This is a genomic window from Mycobacterium bohemicum DSM 44277, from assembly GCF_001053185.1.
Taxonomy (GTDB): Bacteria; Actinomycetota; Actinomycetes; order Mycobacteriales; family Mycobacteriaceae; genus Mycobacterium; species Mycobacterium bohemicum.
Window position 1 is genome coordinate 249770 of record NZ_CSTD01000002.1, and the last position, 25733, is coordinate 275502.

Sequence of the window (25733 nt, forward strand, 5' to 3'; positions counted from 1 at the left end):
ATGTTCGAAGGACCCGTCCAGGACCTGATCGACGAGCTGGGCAAGCTTCCGGGTATCGGGCCAAAGAGCGCCCAGCGCATCGCCTTTCACCTGCTGTCAGTGGAGCCGCCGGAGATCGACCGGCTGACCGCCGTGCTGTCCCGGGTCCGGGACGGGGTGCGGTTCTGCGCGGTGTGCGGCAACGTCTCCGACGACGAGCGGTGCCGCATCTGCGCGGACCCGCGCCGTGACGGCTCGTTGGTGTGCGTGGTGGAGGAGCCCAAGGACGTCCAGGCCGTCGAGCGCACCCGGGAATTTCGCGGCCGCTACCACGTGCTGGGCGGTGCGCTCGATCCGCTGGCCGGGGTCGGGCCCGACCAGCTGCGGATCCGCGAGTTGCTGAGCCGCATCGGGGCGCGGGTCGACGACGTCGACATCACCGAGGTCATCATCGCCACCGATCCCAACACCGAGGGCGAGGCGACCGCCACCTACCTGGTGCGCATGTTGCGCGACATCCCCGGGCTGACCGTGACGCGGATCGCGTCGGGGCTGCCGATGGGCGGCGACCTGGAGTTCGCCGACGAGCTCACGCTGGGCCGCGCCTTGACGGGCCGCCGCGCGATGGTCTAGCGGCTTTCTGCCCCGCCTTTGGCTCGCCCCGCCTTGCCTCGGCCCCTTGGCCCGCCCCGCCCGCCTTGGCTCCGCGACACTGACACCACGCACACGACACGCCGCAGGAAGTGACCCTGGTGCAAGTCTCGCGGAGCGCAAGCGGGCGTCGCGGCGTCTTTCCTGCGTGGACGAAGTCTTTCGAGGCAGCGAAGCCCTGCGGCGGGGGGAGGTGAGCCGATACCAACTGCGCGCCGGATTCCAAGCGATTTACCCGGACGTCTACCTGGCCAACCCTGCGTCGACGTCGCTGCGAGCGCGGTCGGTCGCGGCGTGGCTGTGGTCGGGACGGCGGGGTGTGCTGGCCGGCCTCGCCGCGGCGGCGCTGCACGGCGCGGCATGGGTCGACGACGACGAACCCGTCGAGTTGGTCTGGTCCAACACCCGCCCGCCGGCCGGAGTGCTCACCCGCAACCAGCGAATGGACGCCGACGAGGTCACCCGCGTCGCCGGTCTTCCCGCCACCACACCCGCGCGGACGGCGTTCGACCTGGCCCGGCAGCTGCCCACCGGTGAGGCGGTGGCGCGCCTGGATGCGCTGACGCGGGCGAAGCCCTTCTCGAGCGGGGACGTGCTGCGGCTGGCCCGGCGCTATCCGGGCGTTCGGGGGCTGCGAAGGCTACGGGCGACGCTTCCCCTCGTCGATGGCGGCGCGGCATCGCCGAAGGAAACGTGGCTGCGGCTGGTGCTGATCGACGCCGGCCTGCCGGTTCCCACCACGCAGATACCGGTGCACGACAACTGGCGCTTAATTGCCCTGCTGGACATGGGGTGGGAGCGGTACCGGCTGGGCGTCGAGTACGACGGCGACCAACACCGCGCCGACCGCCGCCAGTACGTGCGCGATCACACGCGGCTGCGCAGGCTCGAAGGGCTGGGCTGGGTCGTCATCCGGGTGATCGCCGAGGACGATCCGCAAGACGTGCTGCGGCGGGTTCGGGAGGCCCTGCATCGTCGCGGATACCGCGACACTGACACCACGCACACGACACGCCGCAGGAAGTGACCCTGGTGCAAGTCTCGGCGAGCGGCGAGCGGGCGGCAAGCGGCGAGCGGCGAGCGGGCCCGTTCACCCCGCCAGCACGGCGAAGTTGCCGCTGGTCGCCCACGCCTTCTCGAAGGTGCCGAGGGACACCTGCTCGTCGCGCCCGGCCTTGATGCCGCTGTCGTTGAGGTGCACGACGCCGGCCGCGCTGTCGATGCCGATGACCACCACGAAGTGGTTCTCCTGAGTGCGGTCGCCCCCCTCGTTCCAGATGATCTTGTCGTTGAGCCCGACGATCACCTTGCGCCCGTCGTCGAGGGCCCGCCCCAGCGCGTCGATGCTGGTGTGGACGTCGGACGCCGGGATTCCGTAGTGCCGCACCAGCACGGCCAGGTCTCCGTTCTTGGTTCTGCCGGAGGGGCGGTAGATCGGTCCGGGCCGGCTTTGGCTCGGGATGTTCGCGGCCGTGCCGGTGATCTCCTCCTCGGTGGGCTCGCGGCCGGTGATCTGACCGACCACGTCCGCGACGGCCATCTCGCCGCAGTCGAGGTCCTGCTGTTGGTAGCGCCAGTACGGTGCGGCGGCGGCCGGGTCGCCGTGCATGCCGCCCTGGGTGGCGCCGGCCGCGCCGGCGAACGCGACCGCGGCGGCCGCGGCCACGCAAAGCCCGGCGGCGAGCCGGGGCAAGTTGTGGGTCATGCCGGCAACGCTCGACCAACGCCCTCAAAGGTTTCTTGGAGGAAGCTTGTCGCGCAGGCCGGCGGCGTCAGCGCGCCGCCAGCCGCTCCCGGCGCAGCAGCTCCACCTCGGCCAGCTCCAGCGGGGCCAGGTCGCCGACGACCCTGCTCAGCAGCAGGTCGGCCAGCTCCGGGTTGCGGGCCAGGCACGGACCGTGCATGTAGGTCGCGACGACGGAGCCCTGCACCACGCCGTCGAAGCCATCACCCGCCCGGTTGCCGGCGCCCTTGACCACGGCGCCCAGCGGAGCGGCCGCCGGCCCCAAATCGGTGCCGCCCCGGTGGTTTTCGAAGCCGGTCAACGGCTGCGTCAACCCGGTCAGCAGCGGCTTGCTCACCAACTCGCCGATCGTGCGGGCCGGTTGCGGTGACGTGGTCGCGTCGAGCAGCGCGACGCCCTCGACACGTTCTCCGGCCGACGTCTCATACCACCGCCCGAGCACCTGAACGGCCGCGCAGATCGCCAGCACCGGCGCGCCCCGCGCCGCCGCGCGCTGCAACCCGGGATAGCGGAGCAGATGCCGGGTCGCCAGCCGCTGCGCGTAGTCTTCCGCCCCGCCCAGCGTGTACATCTCCAGCGAGTCGGGCACCGGGTCGGCCAGCGTGATCTCGACGATCTCGGCCTCGATGCCGCGCAGCCGCAGCCGTTGACGCAGCACCAAGGCGTTGCCGCCGTCGCCGTAGGTGCCCATCACGTCGGGCAGCACCAGCCCGATCCGCACGACAGACTCACCCATGGCGCGCCAACGCTCGCTGCAGCGCAAGGAAAGCCGTGTAGTTGGCGACGACCTCCACCCGCCCGGGCGGGCAGGACTTGATCCCCGCCACGGTGTCGTGCACCAGGGTGTGCTCGACGCCCGCGTAGCCGAGGCGCACCGCCAGGTCGGTGCCGCGTTCTCCCGCGGCCACCACTTCCCCGTTGAAGGTGTCCCCGATCTGCTCGAAGCGCACGTCCCACAGCCACGACAGATCCTCGCCGTCGGGCACCTGGCCGTTGACCGAGATGACCACTCCGGCCGCGTGCTTGTCGACCATCGACAGCGCCTCCTGCCAGCCGGCCGGGTTCTTGGCCAGCAGGACCCGCGCCTCGTGCCCGTCGACGTGAATGGTCCGGTAGCGGCCGGCGACCTCGTCGACGGCGGAGACGGCCGCCACCGCCGCCGCGGGGTTCACCGCGCCCGGCAGCGCCAGCCGCATCGGCAGGGCCAGGCCGTCGGGCCCGTACAGCGTCTCGTCGTCGAACCACCACTGCGGGCTGGGCCGCTTGAAGTCCGCGCCGGTGGAGTACCAGTGGCCCTGCTCGCGGACGATGACCTCGCCGCTGCGCGGGCAGCTCACCGAGTCGTTCGCCCACGAGCCGCCCGCGGCCACCCACACGACGTTCGGGCTGTCGTAGGCCGCAGACGTCATCAGCACGTCGTCGCAGTTGGCCACGACGACGGCCTGCCGGTGCCGGGCCAGGCCCGCCCGCAGCGTGCGTTCGATGACGTTGATTTCGCCGACGCGGTCCAGCTGGTCGCGGGACAGGTTGAGCAGCACGATGACGCTGGGTTCGACGGCATCGGAGACGTGCGGCACGTGCATCTCGTCGACTTCCAGGGCCGCCAGCGGTGCGGTGCGCCGGGCGGCGAGCGCCGCGACCAGCCCGGCGTCCATGTTGGCGCCCTCGGCGTTGGTGGCCACCGGGCCCAGCGTGCCCAGGGCGGCGGCCGTCATCCGGGTCGTCGTCGACTTGCCGTTGGTGCCGGTGACGATCACGCAGCGCCGCCCGGCCCCGAGCTGGTGCAACACCGACCGGTCCAGGGTCATCGCGACCAGGCCGCCGATCATCGCCCCGGCCCCTCGCCCGGTCACCCGCGACGCCCAGCGCGCGCTCGCCCCCGCGGCGAGGGCAAGGCGTGCACGGGTGGTGACCACCCGGTGATTTTAGAGGTGACGACACGATGCCGAAGCGACGGGCGATGTCGGTCCGTCGTGCGATTCTGAAGTTCATGAACCAGGTGTCCTGGGGACGTCCGTACGGCCCGCCGGAGGGCGGTTGGGCCGTCGTCGACGTCGAGACCTCGGGCTTCCGTCCGGGCGTCGCCCGGATCCTCAGCCTCGCCGTGCTCGGCCTCGACCGGGAGGGTCGCGTCGAGCAGTCCTTCGTGAGCCTGCTCAACCCCGGCGTGGACCCGGGCCCCACCCACGTGCACGGCCTGACCGCCGCGATGCTCGAAGATCAGCCGCAGTTCGCCGACGTCGTCGGCGACGTGGTGGAGGTGCTGCGCGGCCGGACGCTGGTCGCGCACAACGTCGCGTTCGACCACGCGTTCCTGGCCGCCGAGGCCGAGCTGGCCGAGGCGGAGCTTCCGGTGGACTCGGTCATGTGCACGGTCGAGTTGGCCCGGCGATTGGAGCTCGGCCTGGCCAACCTGCGGCTGGAGACGCTCGCCGCCCACTGGGGCGTGGCCCAGGAGCGCCCGCACGACGCGTTCGACGACGCCCGGGTGCTGACCGGCGTCCTGGCGCCCGCGCTCGAGCGGGCGCGCGAACTCGACGTCTGGTTGCCGGTTCACCCGGTGACCCGGCGCCGGTGGCCGAACGGGCGCGTGACGCACGACGAGGTGCGACCGCTCAAGGCGCTGGCGGCCCGGATGCCCTGCCCGTACCTCAACCCCGGCCGCTACGTCAGCGGCAGGCCCCTGGTCCAGGGCATGCGGGTGGGCCTGGCGGCCGAGGTCGCACGCACCCACGAGGAACTCGTCGAGCGGATCCTGCACGCCGGCCTCGCCTATACGGACGCGGTCGACCGCGAAACCTCGTTGGTGGTCTGCAATGACGCCACCCCCGAACAGGGCAAGGGCTACCTCGCCAGGCAACTCGGCGTGCCGCTGGTGCCCGACGCGCAGTTCATGAGCAGCGTCGGTTCCGTCCTGAGCGGCACCAGCATGGAGGAGTTCGCCGACGTCTCCACCCTCGACACTCAGCTCGCGCTGTTCTGACGCGCACCGACCCGCTGCGCCCGGCACCAGCGCCGCGCTTGCGGTCGGCGCTAGCCCGATGGTGCCGACCCGCCGCGCCCAGCGCGAGCGCTGCGCTTGCGATCGGCACTAGCGCGAAGCGCGGTTGACCGCCGACACCACGGCCCGCAGCGACGCGGTCGTGATCGACGGCGCGATGCCGACGCCCCACACAGTGTGCCCATTAACGGCAGCTTCGACGTACGCCGCCGCCTGCGCGTCGTCGCCGGCGCTCATCGCGTGCTCGGAGTAATCCAGCACGGCGACGTCGAACCCGACGGTACCCAGCGCGTGGACGAAGGCGGCCAGCGGGCCGTTGCCCACACCGACGATCTCGGTCTCCACGCCGTTGACCTTGACGGTGGTGGTGATGGTGGTCGTGCCACCGTCGTCCTCTGCGGCGTCGACGCGCTGCTTGATCCGTTCGAGCGGCCACACCGGGGCGAGGTACTCCTCGGAGAACGCCTCCCACATCTCCTTCGGGGAGACTTCGCCGCCCTCTCCCTCGGTGATCTTCTGGACCACCTGGGAGAACTCGATCTGCAACCGCCGTGGCAGGGCCAGGCCGTGATCGGCCTTCATGATGTAGGCCACCCCGCCCTTGCCGGACTGAGAGTTGACCCGGATGACCGCCTCGTAGGTCCGCCCGACGTCCTTGGGGTCGATCGGCAGGTAGGGCACCTGCCAGATCATGTCCTCGACGTCGGTGTCGGCGGCGTCGGCGTCGATCTTCATCTGGTCGAGGCCCTTGTTGATGGCGTCCTGGTGGCTGCCGGAGAATGCGGTGTAGACCAGGTCGCCGCCGTACGGGTGACGCTCGTGGACCGGTAGCTGGTTGCAGTACTCCACCGTGCGGCGGATCTCGTCGATGTTGGAGAAGTCGATCTGCGGGTCGACGCCGCGGGAGAACAGGTTGAGGCCCAGCGTCACCAGGCACACGTTGCCGGTGCGCTCGCCGTTGCCGAACAGGCAGCCCTCGATCCGGTCGGCGCCCGCCTGGTAGCCCAATTCGGCTGCGGCGACGGCGGTTCCGCGGTCGTTGTGGGGGTGCAGGCTCAGGATCACCGAGTCGCGACGCGCCAGGTTGCGACTCATCCACTCGATCGAGTCCGCGTAGACGTTGGGAGTGGCCATCTCCACGGTGGCGGGCAGGTTGAAAATGATCGGGTTGTCCGGCGTCGGGGCGATGACCTCGCCGACGGCGTCGCACACCTGCTTGGCGTACTCGAGCTCGGTCCCGGTGTAGGACTCCGGCGAATACTCGAACCGCCACTGCGTGCCCGGGTATTTGGCGGCCTCCTCGATGCACTTGCGGGCGCCGTCGACGGCGATGGCCTGCACCTCGGCGCGGTCGGCCCGGAACACCACCCGCCGCTGCAGGATCGACGTCGAGTTGTAGAAGTGCACGATCGCCCGCGGCGCCCCCTCGCACGCGACGAAGGTCCGCTCGATCAGCTCGGGCCGGCACTGGGTCAGCACCTGGATCGTGACGTCGTCGGGGATGGCGCCTTCGGTGATGATCTCGCGGACGAAGTCGAAGTCGGTCTGGCTGGCCGACGGGAAGCCGACCTCGATCTCCTTGTAGCCCATCCGCACCAGCAGGTCGAACATGCGGCGCTTGCGGGCGGGGCTCATCGGGTCGATCAGCGCCTGGTTGCCGTCGCGCAGGTCGACCGCGCACCACAGCGGGGCGCGGGTGATGACGCGGTCCGGCCAGGTGCGGTCGGGCAGCCGAATCGGCTCGACCTCGTCGGCGAACGGCCGGTAACGGTTGACCGGCATCGACGAACCGCGCTGCGGGTTCCATGCCGGCTGGCCGGGCCCGGGAGGGCCGGCGGGTTGGATGATGGTGCGTGCCGACTTATAGGCGTCGGGTGAATCGGAAATGGTCACGGTGTTTGCTCCGGGGTGTCAGAAGGGACCTCAGACCGGCGCATCGCGAACACCCGCGACGGGAGGCCGGTCTGGATCAGACCCCGTCGCGGCGTCCGAGGAGGAGCACCCGCTGCACGGTTGGCACTCTACCGCGATCTGGCTCGGGACCAAAACAGCGGTCTGACCCGCCGACTGCGCGGCTCGGCGCCCGGCAGCGCCGTTAATGCAGATGCGCCGGCACGTATTCTGTTGTGGACTTGAGGCCAGGGATGGCAACCAATCGGTGAAAAGGCAGGGAAGAACCAGTGGCGCTCGTCGTGCAGAAGTACGGCGGATCTTCGGTCGCCGACGCCGACCGGATTCGCCGCGTCGCCGAGCGCATCGTCGCCACCAAGAAGCAGGGCAACGACGTGGTGGTCGTGGTGTCGGCGATGGGCGACACCACCGACGAACTGCTGGACCTCGCCCAGCAGGTGTGCCCGGCCCCGCCGCCCCGCGAACTCGACATGCTGCTCACCGCCGGGGAACGCATCTCGAATGCGTTGGTGGCCATGGCAATTGAGTCCCTCGGAGCGCAGGCGCGCTCGTTCACCGGTTCGCAGGCCGGCGTGATCACCACCGGCACCCACGGCAACGCCAAGATCATCGAGGTCACCCCGGGCCGGCTGCAGGCGGCGCTGGACGAGGGCCGCATCGTGTTGGTCGCCGGATTCCAGGGCGTCAGCCAGGACACCCGCGACGTCACCACGCTGGGCCGGGGCGGCTCGGACACCACCGCCGTGGCCCTGGCCGCCGCGCTGCACGCCGACGTCTGCGAGATCTACACCGACGTCGACGGCATCTTCAGCGCCGACCCGCGGATCGTGCACAACGCCCGCAAGCTCGACGCGGTGACGTTCGAGGAAATGCTCGAGATGGCGGCCTGCGGCGCCAAGGTGCTGATGCTGCGCTGCGTGGAATACGCCCGCCGGTACAACATCCCGGTTCACGTCCGCTCGTCGTACTCGGACAAGCCGGGCACCGTCGTCGTCGGATCGATCAAGGACAAGCACATGGAAGACCCCATCCTGACCGGAGTCGCGCACGACCGCAGCGAGGCCAAGGTGACCGTTGTCGGGATACCCGACATCCCGGGCTACGCGGCCAAGGTGTTCCGGGCCGTCGCCGACGCCGAGGTCAACATCGACATGGTGCTGCAGAACGTCTCCAAGGTGGAGGACGGGCGGACCGACATCACCTTCACGTGCTCTCGCGACAGCGGGCCCACCGCGGTGGCCAAGCTCGACGAGCTCAAGAACGAGATCGGGTTCACCCACCTGCTCTACGACGACCACATCGGCAAGGTGTCGCTGGTGGGCGCCGGCATGCGCAGCCACCCCGGCGTCACCGCCACCTTCTGTGAGGCGCTGGCCGCGGTCGGCGTCAACATCGAGCTGATCTCCACCTCCGAGATCCGCATCTCGGTGCTGTGCCGCGACACCGAGCTGGACAAGGCCGTCGTCGCGTTGCACGAGGCGTTCGGGCTCGGCGGCGAGGAGGCGGCGACGGTGTACGCGGGGACGGGGCGATAGACATGGTTGCGATAGGCGTTGTCGGTGCGACCGGCCAGGTCGGCCAGGTGATGCGGACGTTGCTGGAGGAACGTGATTTCCCGGCGAGCACCGTGCGGTTCTTCGCCTCGGCCCGCTCGCAGGGCCGCAAGCTGGCCTTCCGGGGCCAGGAGATCGAGGTCGAGGACGCGGAGACGGCGGACCCCGCCGGCCTGGACATCGCGCTGTTCTCCGCCGGTTCGGGGATGTCGCGGGTGCAGGCGCCGCGGTTCGCGGCGGCCGGCGTGACGGTGATCGACAACTCGTCGGCCTGGCGCAAGGACCCCGACGTGCCGTTGGTGGTGTCGGAGGTGAACTTCGCCAGGGATGTTCGGGACGCCGGCGCCCCACCCAAGGGCATCATCGCCAACCCGAACTGCACGACCATGGCGGCGATGCCGGTGCTCAAGGTGTTGCACGACGAGGCGCAGCTGGTGCGCATGGTGGCCTCGACGTATCAGGCGGTGTCCGGCAGCGGGCTGGCCGGGGTCGAGGAGCTGGCCACGCAGGCTCGGGCCGTGGTCGCCGACGCCGAGCAGCTGGTCTACGACGGCGACGCGGTACAGTTCCCGCCACCGAAGACCTACGTCGCGCCGATCGCGTTCAACGTGGTGCCGCTGGCGGGATCGGTCGTGGACGACGGGTCGGGGGAAACCGACGAGGACCAGAAGCTGCGCTTCGAGAGCCGCAAGATCCTCGGCATCCCCGACCTGCTGGTCAGCGGCACCTGCGTGCGGGTCCCGGTGTTCACGGGGCACTCGCTGTCGATCAACGCCGAGTTCGCCCGGCCGTTGTCGCCGCAGCGCGCCCGGGACCTGCTCCACGGCGCGCCGGGGGTCAAGGTGGTCGACGTGCCGACCCCGCTGGCGGCCGCCGGCGTCGACGAGTCGCTGGTGGGACGCATCCGGCACGACCCGGGCGTGCCCGACGGGCGCGGCCTGGCCCTGTTCATCTCGGGGGACAACCTGCGCAAGGGCGCGGCGCTGAACACCATTCAGATCGCCGAGCTGCTGGCCGCCGAAATGTCGTCCGCGTCCTGACCGGCGGGTGAGTTCCGCCCACTCCGCCCCGCCGATGCGCTGGTGCATGCTTGCCGCGTCTCTGCTTGTCGCGCAGGGGGTTTGGATCGCCCGCGCCGACCCGCCGGCGCCGGCCCCCGAACCCGTCCTGCCGCCGCTGGCGCCGGGCCAGGTGCTGCGAATCGGGCCGACGGCGGGCACCGGCACGCCCACGAGGGATTACGACGTCGGCGCCACGGACCTGTGCGAGTTCATGGAGTTCCCCAGTCAAGTGCTGCAGGTCTGCGGTGACAGCTTCCCGGGGCAGGGGGTCGGCTTCGGGCGTGGCTTCGCCCCGATCGCGCTGCGCGTCGACACCTCGTCGGTCGACGACCCGGCCGGGGTGCGCTACGCCGGGGTGATGGGCGTTCGAGACCCGCTGCTGGCCGATCCGACGCCGGCGGGGGATTCGCAACTGCCCGCCGGCGTGGTGCAGGTCAACCGGCGCAACTACCTGATGGTGACGACGGCCAAGGATCTCGCGCCGCTGAATTCCCGCCTGGTGGTGGCCGAACCGGCGCGGGCGGGCTGGAAGACCGTGCCCGGGTCGCGGCGGGACTCGTCTTTTCAGGGCGGCTCGCAGACGCAGATCAGCGGCTACTACGACCCCGTGCCGACCCCCGACTCCCCGAGCGGGTGGGTGTACATCGTGGCCAACAGCTTCACCCGCAGCCACCCGGTGCTCCTCTATCGGGCCACGCCGCAAGCCTTCACCGACCGGTCCCGGTGGCAGGGCTGGGCGTCCGGACCCGGCGGCGGCTGGAACCGGCCGCCGACGCCGCTGTGGCCGGACATGGTCGGGGAGATGTGCTTTCGGCAGATCGACGGCAAGGCGGTGCTGTCCTACTTCAACGCCAGCACCGGCAACATGGAGGTCCGGGTGGCCAACGACCCGACACAACTGGGTGACGCGCCGGTCACCACGGTGGTGCAGCACGACGAGTGGCCGGATCCGGCGGACAGCCTGCCGCCGCCGTTCGACAACCGGCTCGCCCAGCCCTACGGGGGCTATATCTCGCCCGGCTCGACCCTCGATGAGCTGCGCATATTCGTCAGCCAGTGGGACACCCGCGCCCGGGTGAGCGCCCCGTACCGGGTGATCCAGTTCGCGGTCGACCCGTTCCAGCCCGACTAGCGCGGCCCCGTGGTTACGCCGCAGGTGAACGGTGGTTTCGGCTCACAGCTGCTACATAACCAATGCTTAGGTGCCACTATTGCTAACACCCGCATCATGAGTCTCATGAGTGAAACATCTGAAACCCCCACTGTGCGGACTTCAACCGCAACTGCACCGGCGCCCGCGCCAGCGGAGACAGCGCCTTACCGGACCCCTCGGGTCTTCATCGCCGCGGCATGGGTCGCGATCGTCGCCGGAATCGTGTTCATCGTCTCGGTGATCTTCTTCACCGGAATGGCGCTCGGGCACCACGGCCACGGCGGCCACCACGGGCACAAGCGTATACGCCATCAATCCCGACGGCGTGGTCCACTACCGCACCGGCGATGCCGAGCGGACCCTGCGTGCCGGGTTCGTCAAACAGGCGGTCGGTGTGTTCGCCACCAACGACGCCGCGGGGCGGGCCTTCCACCGCGTCGTGGACCGGACGGTGGGGTGCTCGGGGCAGACGACAGCGGTGCATCTCGACAACGGCATCGCGCAGGACTGGTCGTTCGACGGCGGTCCCGCCGGCGCCGCCGACGAGAACTGGACCAAGCAGGAAGTGGGCACGGATCGGCGCTGCTTCAATCAAACCAGGCTGCGGGAAAACGTGTTGCTGCAGGCAAAGGTCTGCCAGTCTGGCAACGCCGGCCCGGCGGTCAACGTGCTGGCCGGGGCCATGCAGAACGCGCTGGGTCAGTGACCGGTGGGCCTGCATCCTATTCAGTGCGGGAGAAAACAAGGATCTAGATCGGGAATATGTCGGGGGCCCGCGGAAGATGAACCACGAATAGGAGTAGTCCCGTCTTTCGTTCCGCAGGCCGCACAACACCGGCCGCAAGAGGTGGTCCACGGGCATGCCCGGGCATGCGCGGGCCCGAAGGGATCGTGATATGAGGTTCGCCGCTGTCACCGGCCCGCGGCTGGATTCCGAACTGCCCGATTCCGCGGCCGCCGCGCGTTACGTCGCCGACGCCTGCCTGGTCGACGGTCCCCTCGGCCGCGTCGGGCTGGAGGTCGAGGCCCATTGCCACGACATGACCGTGCCGTCCCGCCGCCCGCGCTGGGAGGAGATCACCGAGGTTATCGGGTCACTGGCCCCCTTGCCGGGCGGCAGCCGGCTCACGGTGGAACCCGGCGGCGCCATCGAACTCTCGGGCCCGCCGCTCGACGGTGTCCTTGCCGCCGTCGACGCCATGAAGGCCGACCAGGCCGAGGTCCGGACGGCCTTCGCCGACGCCGGGTTGGGGCTGGTCCTGCTCGGCGCGGACCCTCTGCGGCCGCCCAAGCGGATCAATCCGGGCGCCCGTTATGTCGCCATGGAGCAGTTCTTCACCGCCGACCGCTCGGGGGAGGCGGGCGCGGAGATGATGACGTCCACCGCGTCGGTACAGGTCAACCTGGATGCGGGCCCCCGGGAAGGGTGGGCGGCGCGGGTCCGGCTGGCGCATGCCCTCGGGCCGACGATGATCGCGATGACGGCGAACTCACCGATGCTGGCGGGCGAGTTCACCGGTTGGGTCTCGACCCGGCAGCGGGTGTGGGGCCGGATGGACTCCGCGCGGTGCGGGCCGGTCCTGGGTGCCAGCGGCGACGACCCGGCCACCGACTGGGCGCGCTACGCCCTCAAGGCGCCCGTGATGATGGTGCGCGATCCCTCCGAGACCGCGAACGCCCTGGCCGTCACCCACTGGGTGCCGTTCGTCGACTGGGCCGACGGCCGGGTGCTGCTCGGCGAGCGGCGCCCGACGGTCGACGACCTCGAATACCACCTGACCACGCTGTTCCCGCCGGTGCGGCCCAGGCAGTGGCTGGAAATCCGCTACCTCGACAGCGTTCCCGACGAGTTATGGCCGGCGGTCGTCTTCACGCTGACCACCCTGCTCGACGACCCGGTCGCCGCCGACATCGCGGCCGCGGCCGTCGAACCCGTGAGCACGGCCTGGGATGTCGCGGCCCGGATCGGCCTGCGCGACCGCCGGCTCTACGCCGCGGCCAACGCGTGCGTTGGCCGACGACCTGGCGTGGGCGCGGGAGCGGACGCTGCGGCTGTGCGACTTCGACGACGCCGAACTCTGCCGGCAGTACGACCCGTTGATGAGCCCGCTGGTGTGGGACCTCGCCCATATCGGTCAGCAGGAAGAGCTGTGGTTGCTGCGCGGGGGCGATTCCGGCCGGCCGGGAATGCTGCCGCCATCGGTCGAGGGGCTCTACGACGCCTTCGTGCATTCCCGCGCCAGCCGCGTCGACCTCCCGCTGCTGACCCCGAAGCAGGCGCGGTCGTATTGCCAGACGGTCCGGTCGGCCGTCCTGGATGCCCTCGACTCGCTGCGCGACGACGATGCCGGTTTCACGTTCGCGATGGTGGCCAGCCACGAAAACCAGCACGACGAAACCATGCTGCAGGCGCTGAACCTGCGCATCGGCGCGCCCCTGCTGCCGGAGGGGCCGGCCCTACCGGCCGGCCGTCCCGGGGTGGGCGGGACGTCGGTGCTGGTCCCCGCCGGGCCGTTCGTGCTAGGCGTGGACGCGGCCACCGAACCGCACTCCCTGGACAACGAGCGCCCAGCCCACGTGGTCGACCTGCCCGCGTTCCGGATCGGGCGCGTTCCGGTGACCAACGGTGAATGGCGGCATTTCGTCGACGACGGCGGCTACGACGACCACCGGTGGTGGTCGGTGCGCGGCTGGGAGCATCGCCGGGCCGCCGGGCTGACCGCCCCGCAGTTCTGGAACCCCGACGGCGTGACGCGGACCCGGTTCGGCCACGTCGAGACGATTCCCGCCGACGAGCCGGTGCAGCACGTCTCCTACTTCGAGGCCGAGGCGTACGCCGCCTGGGCGGGCGCCCGGCTGCCCACCGAACAGGAGTGGGAGAAGGCCTGCGCGTGGGATCCGTCCACCGACAGCCGCCGCCGGTACCCCTGGGGGCAGCAACCGCCGTCGGAAAGCCTGGCGAACCTGGGCGGCGCGGCGCTGCGCCCCGCGCCCGTCGGCGCTTATCCCGCCGGCGCCTCGGCCTACGAGGCAGAACAAATGCTGGGCGACGTCTGGGAGTGGACCTCCTCGCCGCTGCGTCCCTGGCCCGGGTTCGCCCCGATGATCTACGAGCGCTACTCGCAGCCGTTTTTCGGCGGCGACTACCGCGTGCTGCGCGGCGGTTCGTGGGCCGTGGCGGCCGGAATTCTGCGGCCCAGCTTCCGTAACTGGGACCACCCGTACCGTCGCCAGATCTTTTCCGGCGTCCGGCTGGCATGGTCCGTCGAGGACGTCGGGGGCCGCGCCTGATGTGCCGTCACCTGGGCTGGCTGGGCGCCGACGTGCCGGTCTCCTCGCTGGTGCTGGACCCGCCGAACGGCCTGCTGGTGCAGTCGTATTCCCCGCGGCGGCAGAAGCACGGCCTGATGAACGCCGACGGCTGGGGCGTCGGGTTCTTCGACGCGTCCGGCCCGGCGCCCGTGCCCCGGCGCTGGCGCAGCCCCGCGCCGCTGTGGGGCGAGGTGTCGTTCCACTCGGTGGCCCCGGCGCTGCGCAGCCACTGCGTGGTGGCCGCGGTGCGCTCGGCCACGGCCGGCATGCCGATCGAAGCGAGCGCGACGGCACCGTTCACCGACGGCCGATGGTTGTTGTCGCACAACGGCGTCGTCGACCGCGCCGTGCTGCCCCGCGCGCCCGGCGCCGAATCCATCTGCGACAGCGCGCTACTCGCCGCCGCCATCTTCGCCCGCGGCCTCGATCAGCTCGGCGACACCATCGTCGAGATCGCCAACGCCGACCCCAATGCCCGGCTGAATGTCTTGGCCGCCAATGGTGTTCGCCTGCTGGGCACGGCGTGGGGCGACACGCTGTGCGTCTTGCGCCGCGACGACGGCGTGGTGCTGGCCAGCGAGCCCTACGACGACGATTCCGACTGGGAGGACGTGCCGGACCACCACCTGGTCGAAGTCACGGCCGCCGGTGTCCGGATGACCCCACTGGATCCCCCGAAAGGACCTTGATGACGCTGTCGTTGTCCAACCACCTCGGCGCCGACTCGGCGCACCAGGCCTTGCGTCGCGATGTGTTCGATGGTCTGCGGCAATCACCGAAATCGTTGCCTCCCAAGTGGTTTTACGACTCGGTGGGCAGCGACCTGTTCGACCAGATCACCCGGCTGCCCGAGTACTACCCGACCCGCGCAGAGGCGGAGATCCTGCGTTCGCGGGCCGTCGACGTCGCGTCGGTCAGTCAGGCCGACACCCTGGTCGAATTGGGCAGCGGCACATCGGAAAAGACCCGGATGCTGCTCGACGCGCTCCGTGACCGCGGATCGCTGCGCAGGTTCGTGCCCTTCGACGTCGACGCCACCATCCTGTCGACGGCCGCGACCGCGATCCAGCGGGAGTACCCCGGCATCGAAATCCAGGCCGTCTGCGGCGATTTCGAGGAACATCTGACGCAGATCCCGGGCGGCGGCCGGCGCCTGTTCGTGTTCCTGGGGTCGACGATCGGCAACCTCACCCCCGGGCCGCGCGCGGAATTCCTCGCGACCCTGTCCGGGCAGATGCGGCGGGGGGACAGCCTGCTGCTGGGCACCGACCTGGTCAAGGACACCGGCCGGCTGGTGCGCGCCTACGACGACGCCGCCGGCGTGACGGCGGCGTTCAATCGCAACGTGCTCGCGGTGATCAACCGCCAGCTCGACGCCGACTTCGACGTCGACGCCTACTCCCACGTCGCCCGCTGGAACGCGGACGAGGAGCGCATCGAGATGTGGCTGCGCGCCAACGGCGCTCAGCGCGTGCGCGTCGGCGCGCTGGACCTGACCGTCGACTTCGCGGCCGGGGAGGAGATGCTCACCGAGGTGTCGTGCAAGTTTCGCCCGGACGGGGTGAGCGCGGAGCTGGCCGGCGCGGGGCTGCGCCGCACGCGGTGGTGGACCGACGGCGCCGGTGACTTCGCGCTCTCGCTGGCCGTGAAGTGACGACTGACGACCCGCTGGCCGATCGGTGGCGGGCCGCGCGCCCGGCGGCGGCCGGGCTGCACCTGGACAACGCGGCCTGTTCGCGCCAGAGCTTCGCGGCGCTGGACGCCGCCGCCCGGCATGCGCTGCACGAGGCCGAGGTCGGGTGCTACGTCGCGGCCGAGGCCGCCGCCCCGGTGCTCGACGCCGGACGCACCGCTGTCGCGGCGCTGTGCGGCATGCCCGGCGCCGAGGTGGTGTTCACCACCGGCGCGCTGCATGCGCTGGACGTGCTGCTGGGCGGCTGGCCGGCCGACCGGCGCACCCTGGCCTGCCTGCCCGGCGAGTACGGCCCCAACCTTGCCGTGATGTCGGCGTACGGGTTCGAGGTGCGCACCCTGCCGACCCTGGAGGACGGAAGGCTCGCGCTGGACGACGCGGCGCTGCAACTCGACGACGACCCGCCGGATTTCGTGCATTTCACGCCGCTGGCGAGCCACCGCGGTGTGGTGCAGCCGCTGGGCATGGTCGCCGAACTGTGCCGCCAGCTCGGCCTGCCGCTGGTCGTGGATGCCGCACAGGCGTTGGGCCACATCGACTGCGCCGCCGGCGCGGACGCCATGTATTCGTCGTCGCGCAAGTGGATCGCCGGCCCACGCGGGGTCGGGGTCCTCGCCCTACGGCCGGCGCTGCTGGACCGGCTGACGCCACGGCTGCCGGCACCGCCGTGGGGACCGGAACTGTCGGTCGCGCAGCAGCTCGGCTTCGGGGAAGCCAATGTCGCAGCCCGCGTGGGCTTTTCGGTCGCCATCGGCGAGTATCTCTCGCATGGACCGGAAACCATCCGTGCCCGGCTGGCCGAGCTCGGGAGGATCGCTCGCGCCCTGCTCGCCGACGTCGACGGCTGGGTGGTGGTCGAGGAGGCCGAGGAGCCCAGCGCCATCACGACCCTGGCGCCGGCCGGCGGCGCCGACCCCGAGGCGGTGCGGGCGTGGTTGCTCGCCGAGCGGTGCATTCTGACGACCTACGCGGGCGTGGGGCGGGCGCCGAACGAACTCGCCGCGCCGGTGCTCCGTATCTCGCCGCACCTCGACACCACGGCCGACGACCTGGCGACCTTCGCCGAAGCCTTGATCGCCGCCACGGCGGCCACCGGCACCTAGCCGCCGAGCGGGAACGGTAGCGGCCGCTCCGCGGGAACACGGTGCCACTTCCTGCAGTCCTGACCCGCCCGCGCGGCGCTAGCCCTTGTGCGCGGTCAGCAGGTAGGCCGGCAGCTTCATCCGGCCCTTCTCGTCGCGGTCGTGCGGCGGCATGCGGAAGGGCGCGTCGGCGGCGTCGGGCATGTTCGCGTGGATGTAGGCGGGCCGGATCTCGTCGATCTCCCAGTACTTGCTCACCGCCGCACGCAACTCGTCCTCGTCGACCTCGTTGGGCTTGGTCTCCATCTCGGCGGGGAAGGCGCCCTTGGCGAAGACCAGCACGAAATACCGTGCTCCCGGGGCGGCCGCGCGGTGCACCGAACTCAGGTAACCGTCGCGGCCATCGACGGGCAGCGAGTGAAACAGGGTCGAGTCGACCACCGTGTTGAACCGGCCGGCCGATCCCTGCGGATAGCCCGCGAAGTCGGTGATGTCGGCCTGGAAGAAACTGGCCGTGGCCAGGTTGCGGTCGGCGGCCGCCCTGGTGGCCGCCGCCACGGCGGTGGGCGTCAGATCGATGCCGACCACGGTGTAGCCCTGGGCGGCCAAGGCCAGCGACAGCTCGGCGAACCCGCACCCGGCGTCGAGCACGTCGCTGCGGAACTTGCCGGCGGCCACCAGCGCGGCCAGCTCCGGTTGCGGCTCACCGATGTTCCACGGCGGCGGCCCCTGGAACTCGCCCTGCTCGCGGTACGCGCCGTCCCAGTCCATCACGTCAGACGACATGGCCCTCCTCTTGATCCCAGGTGTGCACCGGTTCGTTGGCGTGCATGTGCTCGCAATAGCGTCGCAGCATCTCGGCGAGTGCGGCCGGCCGGCTCATCCCGCCGTCCTCCAGCGTACGCACGGTGGAGACCTGCCAACCGGCCCCGTTTCGGCCGGTTTTGGCGCGGCCCTCGATGACACCGAGGAACCGCTCGCGCACCGCGCGGTCGACACCCCACCGGCGCAGCCCGTCGTGGGCGATCGGCAGCAACGTGGTGAGCACAAGTTCGCGCGCCGACACCTCACCCAGGCCCGGCCAGTACAGCCGGGCGGCCATCCCGTGGCGTGCCGCGGTCAAGAAATTGTCCTGTGCCGCAACGAAATCCATCCTCGTCCACAGCGGGGTCTCGTCTTCGGACAGGCTGCGCAACATGCCGTAGAAGAAGGCGGAATTGGCCAGCATGTCGACGACCGTCGGGCCCGCGGGCAGCACCCGATTCTCCAGCCGAAGGTGCGCGCGGCCGTGCACGACGTCATAGACCGGCCGGTTCCATCGGTACACGGTCCCGTTGTGCAGACGCAGTTCGGACAGCTGGGGGGCGCGTCCGGCGGCCAGCTCGGCGACGGGATCCTCCTCGGACACCTCGGGCAGCAGCGACGGGAAGTACCGGATGTTCTCCTCGTAGAGGTCGACGACGGAGTCGATCCATCGTTCGCCGAACCACACGCGCGGGCGCACCCCCTGAGTCTTGAGCTCGTCGGGGCGGGTGTCGGTGGACTGGGCGAAGAGCTCGATGCGGGTCTCCGCCCACAGCTGGTGCCCGAAGAAATACGGCGAGTTCGCCGCCAGCGCCAGCTGTGGGCCCGCGAGCACCTGGGCGGCGTTCCAGTTGGCGGCGAAGTCCTCCGGCGCCACCTGCAGATGCAGTTGCGTGCTGGTGCAGGCGGATTCGGGAGCGATCGACACGGCCTGCCAACTCAGCGGCTCGGGCCCGGAGATGTTGATCGGGATGTCGTCACCGCGCGCGCTGAAGATCGAATCGTTGAGGGCGGCGTATCGGTTGGATTCGCTCATCCAGTCGTGGTCCAGGTGCTCGGGCATCAGGGTGGGCAGGATGCCGATCATCACGATGTGCGCCCCGCCGGCGCTGGCCTTGACTTCCGCGTCGTTGAGGCTGGCCCGCACCTCGGCCTCCAGGTCCAGCCCGGTGTGCCCGGGCAGCGGTCTGGGCGGTACGTTGAATTCGATGTTGTAGGCGCCCAATTCGCTCTGGTAAGCCGGGTCGCCGATGGCGTCCAGCACGCGCCGGTTGGACATGGCGGGCTGATAGCCGGCGTCGACGAGGTTGCACTCGATCTCCATCCCGGTCAGGGGGTGATCGGAATCGAAGTGCGATTGGGCGAGCATCGTCTCGAAGACGTCGAGACACACCTGCAGCTTGCGCCGGTATTCCCGCCGTTCTTCGCGGTCATACGTGGTGCGCTTGACCTCGTCGCCCACACCGCCGATGCAACATGTTCACCGGCGGTAACGCAAGGCGCAACGGCTGACCTGCGATCATGGAAGCCTCTTGGGACACCTCACGAGCCGGCGGAGGAGAGAAGCTTGGCCGAATTCGTAGCCGCCATCGACCAGGGCACCACCAGCACCCGCTGCATGATCTTCGACCACGACGGCTCGGAGGTGGCGCGCCACCAGCTCGAGCACCAACAGATCATGCCCCGCGCCGGGTGGGTCGAGCACGACCCGGTCGAAATCTGGGAGCGCACCTCCTCGGTGCTGACGTCGGTGTTGAACCGATCCAATCTGGCCGCGGAAGATGTTGCGGCCCTGGGGATCACGAATCAGCGCGAGACAACGCTGGTGTGGAATCGGCGCACCGGGCGCCCTTACTACAACGCGATCGTCTGGCAGGACACCCGCACCGACAGGATCGCGTCGGCCCTGGAGCGCGACGGGCGCGGCGAGGTCATCCGCCGCAAGGCGGGCCTGCCGCCGGCGACCTATTTCTCCGGCGGGAAGCTGCAGTGGATCCTGGAGAACGTCGACGGCGTTCGGGAGGCCGCCGAGCGCGGCGACGCCCTGTTCGGCACCGCTGACACCTGGGTGCTGTGGAACCTGACCGGCGGCCCGCGGGGCGGCGCGCACGTCACCGACGTGACGAACGCCAGCCGGACCATGCTCATGGACCTCCAGGCGCTGGACTGGGACGACGAGTTGTTGTCGTTCTTCTCCATCCCCCGTGCGATGCTGCCGGCGATCGCGTCGTCGGCTCCGCGCGAGCCCTACGGCGTGACGTCGGCCACCGGGCCAGTCGGCGGGGAGGTGCCGATCGCCGGCGTCCTGGGCGACCAGCACGCGGCGATGGTCGGCCAGGTCTGCCTGTCCGCCGGGGAGGCCAAGAACACCTACGGCACCGGCAACTTCCTGCTGCTCAACACCGGCGAGACGATCGTGCGGTCGGGCAATGGGCTGCTGACGACCGTCTGCTACCAGTTCGGGGACGCCAAACCCGTTTACGCGCTTGAGGGTTCGATCGCCGTCACCGGCGCGGCGGTGCAGTGGCTGCGCGATCAGCTGGGCATCATCAGCGGTGCGGCGCAAAGCGAGTCGCTCGCGCGTCAGGTCAGCGACAACGGCGGGGGGGATTTTGTGCCGGCCTTCTCCGGGCTGTTCGCGCCGTACTGGCGGTCCGATGCACGGGGCGCGATCGTGGGCCTGTCCCGGTTCAACACCAACGCGCACCTCGCCCGCGCGACCCTGGAGGCGATCTGTTACCAGAGCCGCGACGTGGTGGACGCGATGGCCGCGGATTCCGGTGTGCGCCTTGAGGTCCTGAAGGTCGACGGCGGTGTCACCGGTAACGACCTGTGCATGCAGATCCAGGCCGACGTGCTGGGGGTGGATGTGGTCCGGCCGGTGGTCGCCGAGACCACGGCGCTGGGTGCGGCCTACGCGGCGGGACTGGCCGTGGGTTTCTGGGCCGATGCCGGCGAGTTGCGGGCCAATTGGCGGGAGGACAGGCGCTGGACGCCGATGTGGGACGACGACCAGCGCGCCGCGGGCTATGCCGGGTGGCACAAGGCCGTGCAGCGGACCCTGGACTGGGTGGATGTGAACTAGCCCGGTCCAGGGTCCGCCGGCCGGTCAGTCCTCGCCGAGGATGCCGTAGATCTCGCGCCGCGCGGTGTTGAGGATCTCGACGACGCGCTGTTGTTGGTCCGCGGTGGCGGTGTGCGCCGACTGGGCGACCGCTCCGAACAACTGGCCCACGGCCGCCCGCAGGTTGATGTGGCCCGGGTCGGCGCCTTCGGCGATCTCCTCCCAGGGCGGGGTCGAGATTTTCCCGGCCTCCGCGCGGCCCTCCTCGGTCAGCTCGAAAAGCTTCTTGCTGCCCTCGGATTCGCTCGCGCTGATCAGGCCCTCGTCGTCGAGCAACTGCAACGTCGGGTACACCGACCCGGGGCTGGGCCGCCACAGTTCGTTGCTGCGCTCGGCGATCTGCTGGATCATCTCGTAGCCGTGCATAGGTCGCTCGGCCAGCAGGGCCAGGATGGCCGCGCGGACGTCACCGCGCCGACCGCGGCCGCCGCCAACCGGGGCCCGCGCTCGCTGACCACGACGGTGCCGGCGAAGATGTCGCCGATCCGTTTGGCCTTCGACGACAGCAGGCTGCAGATGACGGCCGGGCTGCCGAAGAGCATCCAGATCTCGACCACCGACGCCAGCGCCCGAAACAGCGCCTGGCGGAACCGTTCCGGGCCGCCGTCGTCGGATACCACCCGCAGGCCCATGGCCATCTTGCCCACCGAGCGCCCCCGCGTTGCGGTTTCGAGGATCACCGGATACCCGACGATCACCAGCACCGTGAAGATGAGCAGGACCGCGGTGCTGAGCGCGGAGTCGAACGCGGTGATGCTGACCGCCCACAACATCAGGCCAAGCAGGTAGCAGACGACGATCACGGCGATGTCGATCAGCGCGCTGACGGCCCGCACCGGCAACTGGGCGATCTGCACGTCGAGCACCACGGCGTCGCCCGTCACCACCTCCGACATAACACCGAACGGTACCCTGCACAGCGTGGACGTCGACGCCTTCGTGCTGACCCATCGCCCGACGTGGGATCGGCTCGAGACGTTGGTCGGCAGGCGCCGGTCGCTGACCGGGGCCGAGGTCGACGAGCTCGTCGAGCTCTACCAACGGGTGTCCACCCACCTGTCGATACTGCGATCGGCCGGGACGGCGACGCCGGATTCCGTGCTGATCGGCCGGCTGTCCAGCCTGGTCGCCCGGGCCCGCTCGGTGGTGACCGGCGCCCACGCCCCGCTGAGCCGCACGTTCACCCGGTTCTGGACGGTCTCGTTCCCGGTGGTGGCGTACCGCACGTGGCGCTGGTGGGCCGCCACCGCGGCGGCCTTCCTCGCCGTGGTGGCGGTGATCGCCGTCTGGGTGGCCGGCAATCCGGAGGTGCAGTCGGCCATCGGAACACCAAGCGACATCGAGCAATTGGTGAACCATGACGTCGCGTCGTATTACAGCGACCACCCCGCCGGCGCCTTCGCCCTGCAGATCTGGGTGAACAACTCGTGGGTGGCGGCCCAGTGCATCGCGCTGTCGATCGTGCTGGGACTGCCGATCCCGGTCGTGTTGTTCCAGAACGCCGCCAACGTGGGCGTGATCGCCGGTTTGATGTTCCCCGCGGGCAAGGGCGGGCAGCTGCTGGGCCTGCTCGCTCCGCATGGGCTGCTGGAATTGACCGCCGTATTCCTCGCCGGCGCAACGGGTATGCGGCTGGGATGGTCGGTGATCTCACCGGGCGACCGGCCGCGCGGCCAGGTGCTGGCCGAGCAGGGCAGGGCCGTGGTGGCGGTCGCCGTCGGTCTGGTCGCGGTGTTGCTGGTGTCCGGTCTGATCGAAGCGCTGGTGACGCCCTCGCCGCTGCCGACGGCGGCTCGGGTCGGCATCGGGGTTCTCGCCGAGGCGGCGTTCCTTTTCTACGTCTGGTTTTTCGGCCGGCGGGCCGCCAAGGCGGGGGAGACCGGTGACATCGAGGACGCGCCCGACGTGGTGCCGGCCGCCTGACCGCTGCTCGACGACCGTGCATATCACGACGCGACACGCCGTTGCAGCGTCGGGATTTTCGCACTCGGCCGGCGTTAGGGCCCCCAGTCAGAGCCGCCCGGTCGCCTTCATCGCCAGGTACCGGTCCGCCAGGGCGGGCGCGATTTCCGCGGGCGCGGCGTCGACGACCTCCACGCCCCCGTGGCGCAGACGGGCGGCCAGCGCGCGCCGATCGTTGCGCGACTTCTCCGCGGCCGCCGCGTCGTAGACCGCGGCCGCGTCCGAACGCCCGGCCGCCATCTGGTCGACGCGCGGATCGCCGACCGCGGCGACGAGCAGGTGATGGCGGGCGGCCAACTGCGGCAGCACGGGCAGCAATCCCTCGTCGAGCGCCGTCGCATTGAGGTCGGTCAGCAACACCACCAGCGACCGCCGCCGGGTGCGCCGCAAGATGGTGGCAACCGTTGTGCGCCAATTGGATTCGAGTAGGGCGGGCTGCAGCGGGGCCATCGCGTCCACCAGCTGCGCCAGCAGTTCGGTGCGTGAGGCGCCGAAGACGGCCGCCCGGGTGACCCGGTCGTGGGCCAGGAAGTCGACGTGGTCGCCGGCCCGCGTGGCGAGCGCGGCCAGCAGCAGGGCGGCGTCCATCGCCCAGTCCAGCCGCGGCCATCCCGCCGGGTCGGTGGCCATCGGGTCGACGCCCACACGGCCGGCCGCCGTGCGTCCGGTGTCCAGCACGATCACCACGCGCCGGTCGCGTTCGGGCCGCCAGGTGCGGACGACGACGTCGGCGCGCCGCGCGGTCGCGCGCCAGTCGATGGAGCGCACGTCGTCACCGACGACGTACTCGCGCAGCGAGTCGAATTCCGTTCCCTGGCCACGGATCAGGGTCGGCAGGAGCCCGTCGATCTCGCGCAGCTTCGCCAGCCGCGACGGTAGGTGTTTGCGGGACAGAAACGGCGGCAGCACCCGAACCTGGCCCGGCACGGACTGGGAACCCTGGCGTCCGGCCAGGCCCAGCGGCCCGACCGATCGGGCGGTGACCACGGCCGCCCGCTGGTCGCCGCGGCGAACCGGACGCAGCCGCGTCTGGACGTACTGGCGTTGGCCGGCAACGATGTTCACCCGATGGATGCGTGGCTCCGCGCGCGTGCTGGGCGGCCAGGCGTCGCGGATCTGTCCACGAAACCGCCGCCGGCCGTCGTTGTGGATCACCAGCCCGACGTCGAGTAGTTCGGCGAGCCGGGCCGAGCGGTCCGGCGAACGGACGCAGCGCAGGCTGCGTGGGCTGGCGGCCAAAGCGATGTCGATGCCCACCGCGACCAGCAGTAGCACCAGCAGCGCGGCGAAAGTCGTTGCCGGCGCCGGTGATACCGCGATGGGAAGGACGCAGAGCAGCGCGATCAGCCCGGTGCGTCCGGTCAGGACCACTAGCGGGGCACCGGGACCGACGCCAGGATTCCGTCGAGCACGCCGTCGCTGGTGGCTCCCTCGAGTTCGGCCTCCGGCCGCAGCATGACGCGGTGCCGCAGCGTCGGGCGGGCCATGGCCTTGACGTCGTCGGGCGTGACGTAGTTGCGGCCCGACAGCCACGACCACGAACGCGCCGTCGCGAGCAGGGCGGTCGCCCCGCGGGGCGAGACCCCCAGCTGGAGGGCGGGCGAGGTGCGGGTGGCGCCGACGATGTCGACGATGTATCCCAGCACCTCGTCGGCGACCAGGACGCGCCGCACGGCTTCGCGGCCCGCCGCAAGTTCGGCGGGCCCGGCCACCGGCTCGATGGCGGACAGGTCGCGGGGATCGAAGCCGTGCGCATGCCGGGCGAGGATGGCGATTTCGGAGTCACGCGGCGGCAGCGTCACGTTCAGCTTGAGCAGAAAGCGGTCGAGTTGCGCCTCGGGCAGCTGGTAGGTGCCCTCGTATTCGATCGGGTTCTGGGTCGCGGCCACGATGAACGGGTCGGGCAGCGGCTTGGCTTCGCCGTCCACGCTGACCTGACGCTCCTCCATCGCCTCGAGCAGGGCGGCCTGGGTCTTGGGCGGGGTGCGGTTGATCTCGTCGGCCAGCAGCAGGTTGGTGAACACCGGTCCTGGCCGGAAGACGAACTCGGCGGTTCGCGCGTCGTACACCAGCGAACCGGTGACGTCGCCGGGCATCAGGTCCGGGGTGAACTGCACCCGCTTGAACTCCAGGTTCAGCGCCGCGGCCAGCGCCCGGACCAGCAGCGTCTTCGCCACTCCCGGAACGCCTTCCAGCAGCACGTGGCCGCGGCACAGCAGGGCGATCACCAGGCCGCTGACCACCCCCTCCTGGCCGACAACGGCCTTGGCGAGCTCGGCGCGCAGCGCCAGCAGCGCATCGCGCGCCGACTCGGCGGCCGGGGTCTGGGCTGTGGCCGCAGCGGGGGCCTCAGGAGGGATCTGCGTTGGTTGTGTCACGTGTGTGTGACCTGCCTTTCGATGTCGTCGAGCGCACGGGCAAGGTGGAGCAGGTCGTCGTCGGTGGCCGGGGGCGGCCCGAACAGCTGGTAGGACACGTATCCCGCGTCGGCGCCGCCGCGCTGGGCCACGGTGGCCACGACCGCGGGCGCCGGCGCGTCCGGCCCGAGGCCGGGTCCATCCGGGCGCCCGGGCGCGGCGCGGTGAGGTAGGCGTCGAACCCGGCGATCAGCGCGAGGACGATGAGCAGCGCGACGGGCCAGCGCCATGACCGGCGGCGTCGCTCGCCGGGGGCGGCAATGCCGGCAGCGCTCTCGAGGGTGTC

At 70.7% G+C, this 25733-nt stretch carries 21 protein-coding genes and 4 pseudogenes; 14 read left to right on the plus strand and 11 right to left on the minus strand.

Translation table 11 applies throughout. The features are described from left to right. Both recR and BN971_RS11225 read left to right on the plus strand, forming a co-directional pair. Entirely contained in the window at nt 1–612 is a 612-nt protein-coding gene (recR, locus tag BN971_RS11220; RefSeq protein WP_085183290.1) for a recombination mediator RecR, read from the plus strand. 166 nt (nt 613–778) lie between these two features. After that, nucleotides 779–1657: an endonuclease domain-containing protein gene (locus tag BN971_RS11225; protein ID WP_090350094.1), complete on the plus strand. Its 879-nt coding sequence runs from the start codon at nt 779–781 to the stop codon at nt 1655–1657. Between the two features lie 63 nt (nt 1658–1720). Here BN971_RS11225 and BN971_RS11230 read toward each other — a convergent pair whose 3' ends face one another. The 3 genes from BN971_RS11230 to BN971_RS11240 all read right to left on the minus strand — a co-directional run bounded on the left by BN971_RS11230 (nt 1721) and on the right by BN971_RS11240 (nt 4290). Further along, the gene (locus BN971_RS11230) at nt 1721–2335 is read right to left on the minus strand and encodes a C39 family peptidase (RefSeq protein WP_085183288.1); all 615 of its coding nucleotides are present in this window, start codon (nt 2333–2335) and stop codon (nt 1721–1723) included. Between the two features lie 67 nt (nt 2336–2402). Then, complete coding sequence (locus tag BN971_RS11235) at nt 2403–3110, minus strand: type 1 glutamine amidotransferase (RefSeq protein WP_085183287.1); 708 nt, start codon at nt 3108–3110, stop codon at nt 2403–2405. Further along, a complete protein-coding gene (locus BN971_RS11240) occupies nt 3103–4290 on the minus strand; it encodes a Mur ligase family protein (protein WP_090350096.1) in 1188 nt (395 codons plus the stop codon). Before BN971_RS11240 ends, BN971_RS11235 begins: the two co-directional genes overlap by 8 nt. A gap of 74 nt (nt 4291–4364) precedes the next feature. On the opposite strand from BN971_RS11240, the gene BN971_RS11245 reads away from it, so the two are divergent. After that, a complete protein-coding gene (locus BN971_RS11245; protein ID WP_085183433.1) occupies nt 4365–5357 on the plus strand; it encodes a DEDDh family exonuclease in 993 nt (330 codons plus the stop codon). 108 nt (nt 5358–5465) lie between these two features. Here BN971_RS11245 and leuA read toward each other — a convergent pair whose 3' ends face one another. Continuing rightward, nucleotides 5466–7268 carry a 2-isopropylmalate synthase gene (gene leuA, locus BN971_RS11250; protein ID WP_169718677.1) on the minus strand — a complete coding sequence of 601 codons (1803 nt, stop codon included), beginning with the start codon at nt 7266–7268 and terminating at the stop codon, nt 5466–5468. 287 nt (nt 7269–7555) lie between these two features. On the opposite strand from leuA, the gene BN971_RS11255 reads away from it, so the two are divergent. The 9 genes and pseudogenes from BN971_RS11255 to egtE all read left to right on the plus strand — a co-directional run bounded on the left by BN971_RS11255 (nt 7556) and on the right by egtE (nt 17161). Beyond that, nucleotides 7556–8821, plus strand: a complete 1266-nt coding sequence (locus BN971_RS11255) for an aspartate kinase (RefSeq protein WP_085183285.1) — start codon at nt 7556–7558, stop codon at nt 8819–8821. 2 nt (nt 8822–8823) lie between these two features. Further along, entirely contained in the window at nt 8824–9879 is a 1056-nt protein-coding gene (locus tag BN971_RS11260) for an aspartate-semialdehyde dehydrogenase (protein ID WP_085183284.1), read from the plus strand. A 34-nt stretch (nt 9880–9913) separates the two neighbouring features. Continuing rightward, nucleotides 9914–11032 (plus strand): DUF4185 domain-containing protein, encoded by a 1119-nt coding sequence (locus BN971_RS11265; RefSeq protein WP_085183283.1) that lies wholly within the window; start codon nt 9914–9916, stop codon nt 11030–11032. 346 nt (nt 11033–11378) lie between these two features. Then, the gene (locus BN971_RS11275) at nt 11379–11759 is read left to right on the plus strand and encodes a sensor domain-containing protein (RefSeq protein WP_249262725.1); all 381 of its coding nucleotides are present in this window, start codon (nt 11379–11381) and stop codon (nt 11757–11759) included. Nucleotides 11760–11949: 190 nt separating this feature from the next. After that, a pseudogene (egtA, locus tag BN971_RS11280) lies at nt 11950–13065 on the plus strand (ergothioneine biosynthesis glutamate--cysteine ligase EgtA); the annotation flags it as partial. After that, entirely contained in the window at nt 13004–14344 is a 1341-nt protein-coding gene (egtB, locus tag BN971_RS11285; protein ID WP_090350098.1) for an ergothioneine biosynthesis protein EgtB, read from the plus strand. The pseudogene egtA and the gene egtB, both read left to right, overlap by 62 nt. Further along, entirely contained in the window at nt 14344–15054 is a 711-nt protein-coding gene (gene egtC / locus BN971_RS11290; protein ID WP_085180023.1) for an ergothioneine biosynthesis protein EgtC, read from the plus strand. Before egtB ends, egtC begins: the two co-directional genes overlap by 1 nt. Further along, entirely contained in the window at nt 15054–16019 is a 966-nt protein-coding gene (egtD, locus tag BN971_RS11295; RefSeq protein ID WP_085180024.1) for an L-histidine N(alpha)-methyltransferase, read from the plus strand. Before egtC ends, egtD begins: the two co-directional genes overlap by 1 nt. Beyond that, nucleotides 16016–17161 (plus strand): ergothioneine biosynthesis PLP-dependent enzyme EgtE, encoded by a 1146-nt coding sequence (gene egtE, locus BN971_RS11300; protein ID WP_085180025.1) that lies wholly within the window; start codon nt 16016–16018, stop codon nt 17159–17161. Before egtD ends, egtE begins: the two co-directional genes overlap by 4 nt. Nucleotides 17162–17239: 78 nt before the next feature. On the opposite strand, the gene BN971_RS11305 is transcribed toward egtE, so the two are convergent. Next, nucleotides 17240–17926 (minus strand): class I SAM-dependent methyltransferase, encoded by a 687-nt coding sequence (locus BN971_RS11305; protein WP_085180026.1) that lies wholly within the window; start codon nt 17924–17926, stop codon nt 17240–17242. Then, nucleotides 17916–19406 (minus strand): glutamate-cysteine ligase family protein, encoded by a 1491-nt coding sequence (locus BN971_RS11310; RefSeq protein ID WP_085180027.1) that lies wholly within the window; start codon nt 19404–19406, stop codon nt 17916–17918. The genes BN971_RS11305 and BN971_RS11310 overlap by 11 nt, the downstream gene beginning before the upstream one ends. A gap of 156 nt (nt 19407–19562) precedes the next feature. Between BN971_RS11310 and glpK the strand changes: the two genes are divergently transcribed. Further along, nucleotides 19563–21029 (plus strand): glycerol kinase GlpK, encoded by a 1467-nt coding sequence (glpK, locus tag BN971_RS11315; protein ID WP_249262730.1) that lies wholly within the window; start codon nt 19563–19565, stop codon nt 21027–21029. A gap of 24 nt (nt 21030–21053) precedes the next feature. On the opposite strand, the pseudogene BN971_RS11320 reads toward glpK, so the two are convergent. Further along, nucleotides 21054–21530: pseudogene (locus BN971_RS11320) on the minus strand (PadR family transcriptional regulator); the annotation flags it as partial. Then, nucleotides 21434–21964: pseudogene (locus BN971_RS11325) on the minus strand (RDD family protein); the annotation flags it as partial. The pseudogenes BN971_RS11320 and BN971_RS11325, both read right to left, overlap by 97 nt. A gap of 25 nt (nt 21965–21989) precedes the next feature. Between BN971_RS11325 and BN971_RS11330 the strand changes: the two are divergent. After that, nucleotides 21990–22991 carry a stage II sporulation protein M gene (locus BN971_RS11330; protein WP_085180037.1) on the plus strand — a complete coding sequence of 334 codons (1002 nt, stop codon included), beginning with the start codon at nt 21990–21992 and terminating at the stop codon, nt 22989–22991. 87 nt (nt 22992–23078) lie between these two features. Here BN971_RS11330 and BN971_RS11335 read toward each other — a convergent pair whose 3' ends face one another. The 3 genes and pseudogenes from BN971_RS11335 to BN971_RS25050 all read right to left on the minus strand — a co-directional run. Continuing rightward, the gene (locus tag BN971_RS11335) at nt 23079–24401 is read right to left on the minus strand and encodes a DUF58 domain-containing protein (protein WP_085180031.1); all 1323 of its coding nucleotides are present in this window, start codon (nt 24399–24401) and stop codon (nt 23079–23081) included. Then, the gene (locus tag BN971_RS11340) at nt 24401–25408 is read right to left on the minus strand and encodes an AAA family ATPase (RefSeq protein ID WP_085180032.1); all 1008 of its coding nucleotides are present in this window, start codon (nt 25406–25408) and stop codon (nt 24401–24403) included. Before BN971_RS11340 ends, BN971_RS11335 begins: the two co-directional genes overlap by 1 nt. Continuing rightward, nucleotides 25405–25581, minus strand: a pseudogene (locus tag BN971_RS25050) (DUF4350 domain-containing protein); the annotation flags it as partial. The gene BN971_RS11340 and the pseudogene BN971_RS25050, both read right to left, overlap by 4 nt. Between the last annotated feature and the right edge of the window lie 152 nt (nt 25582–25733).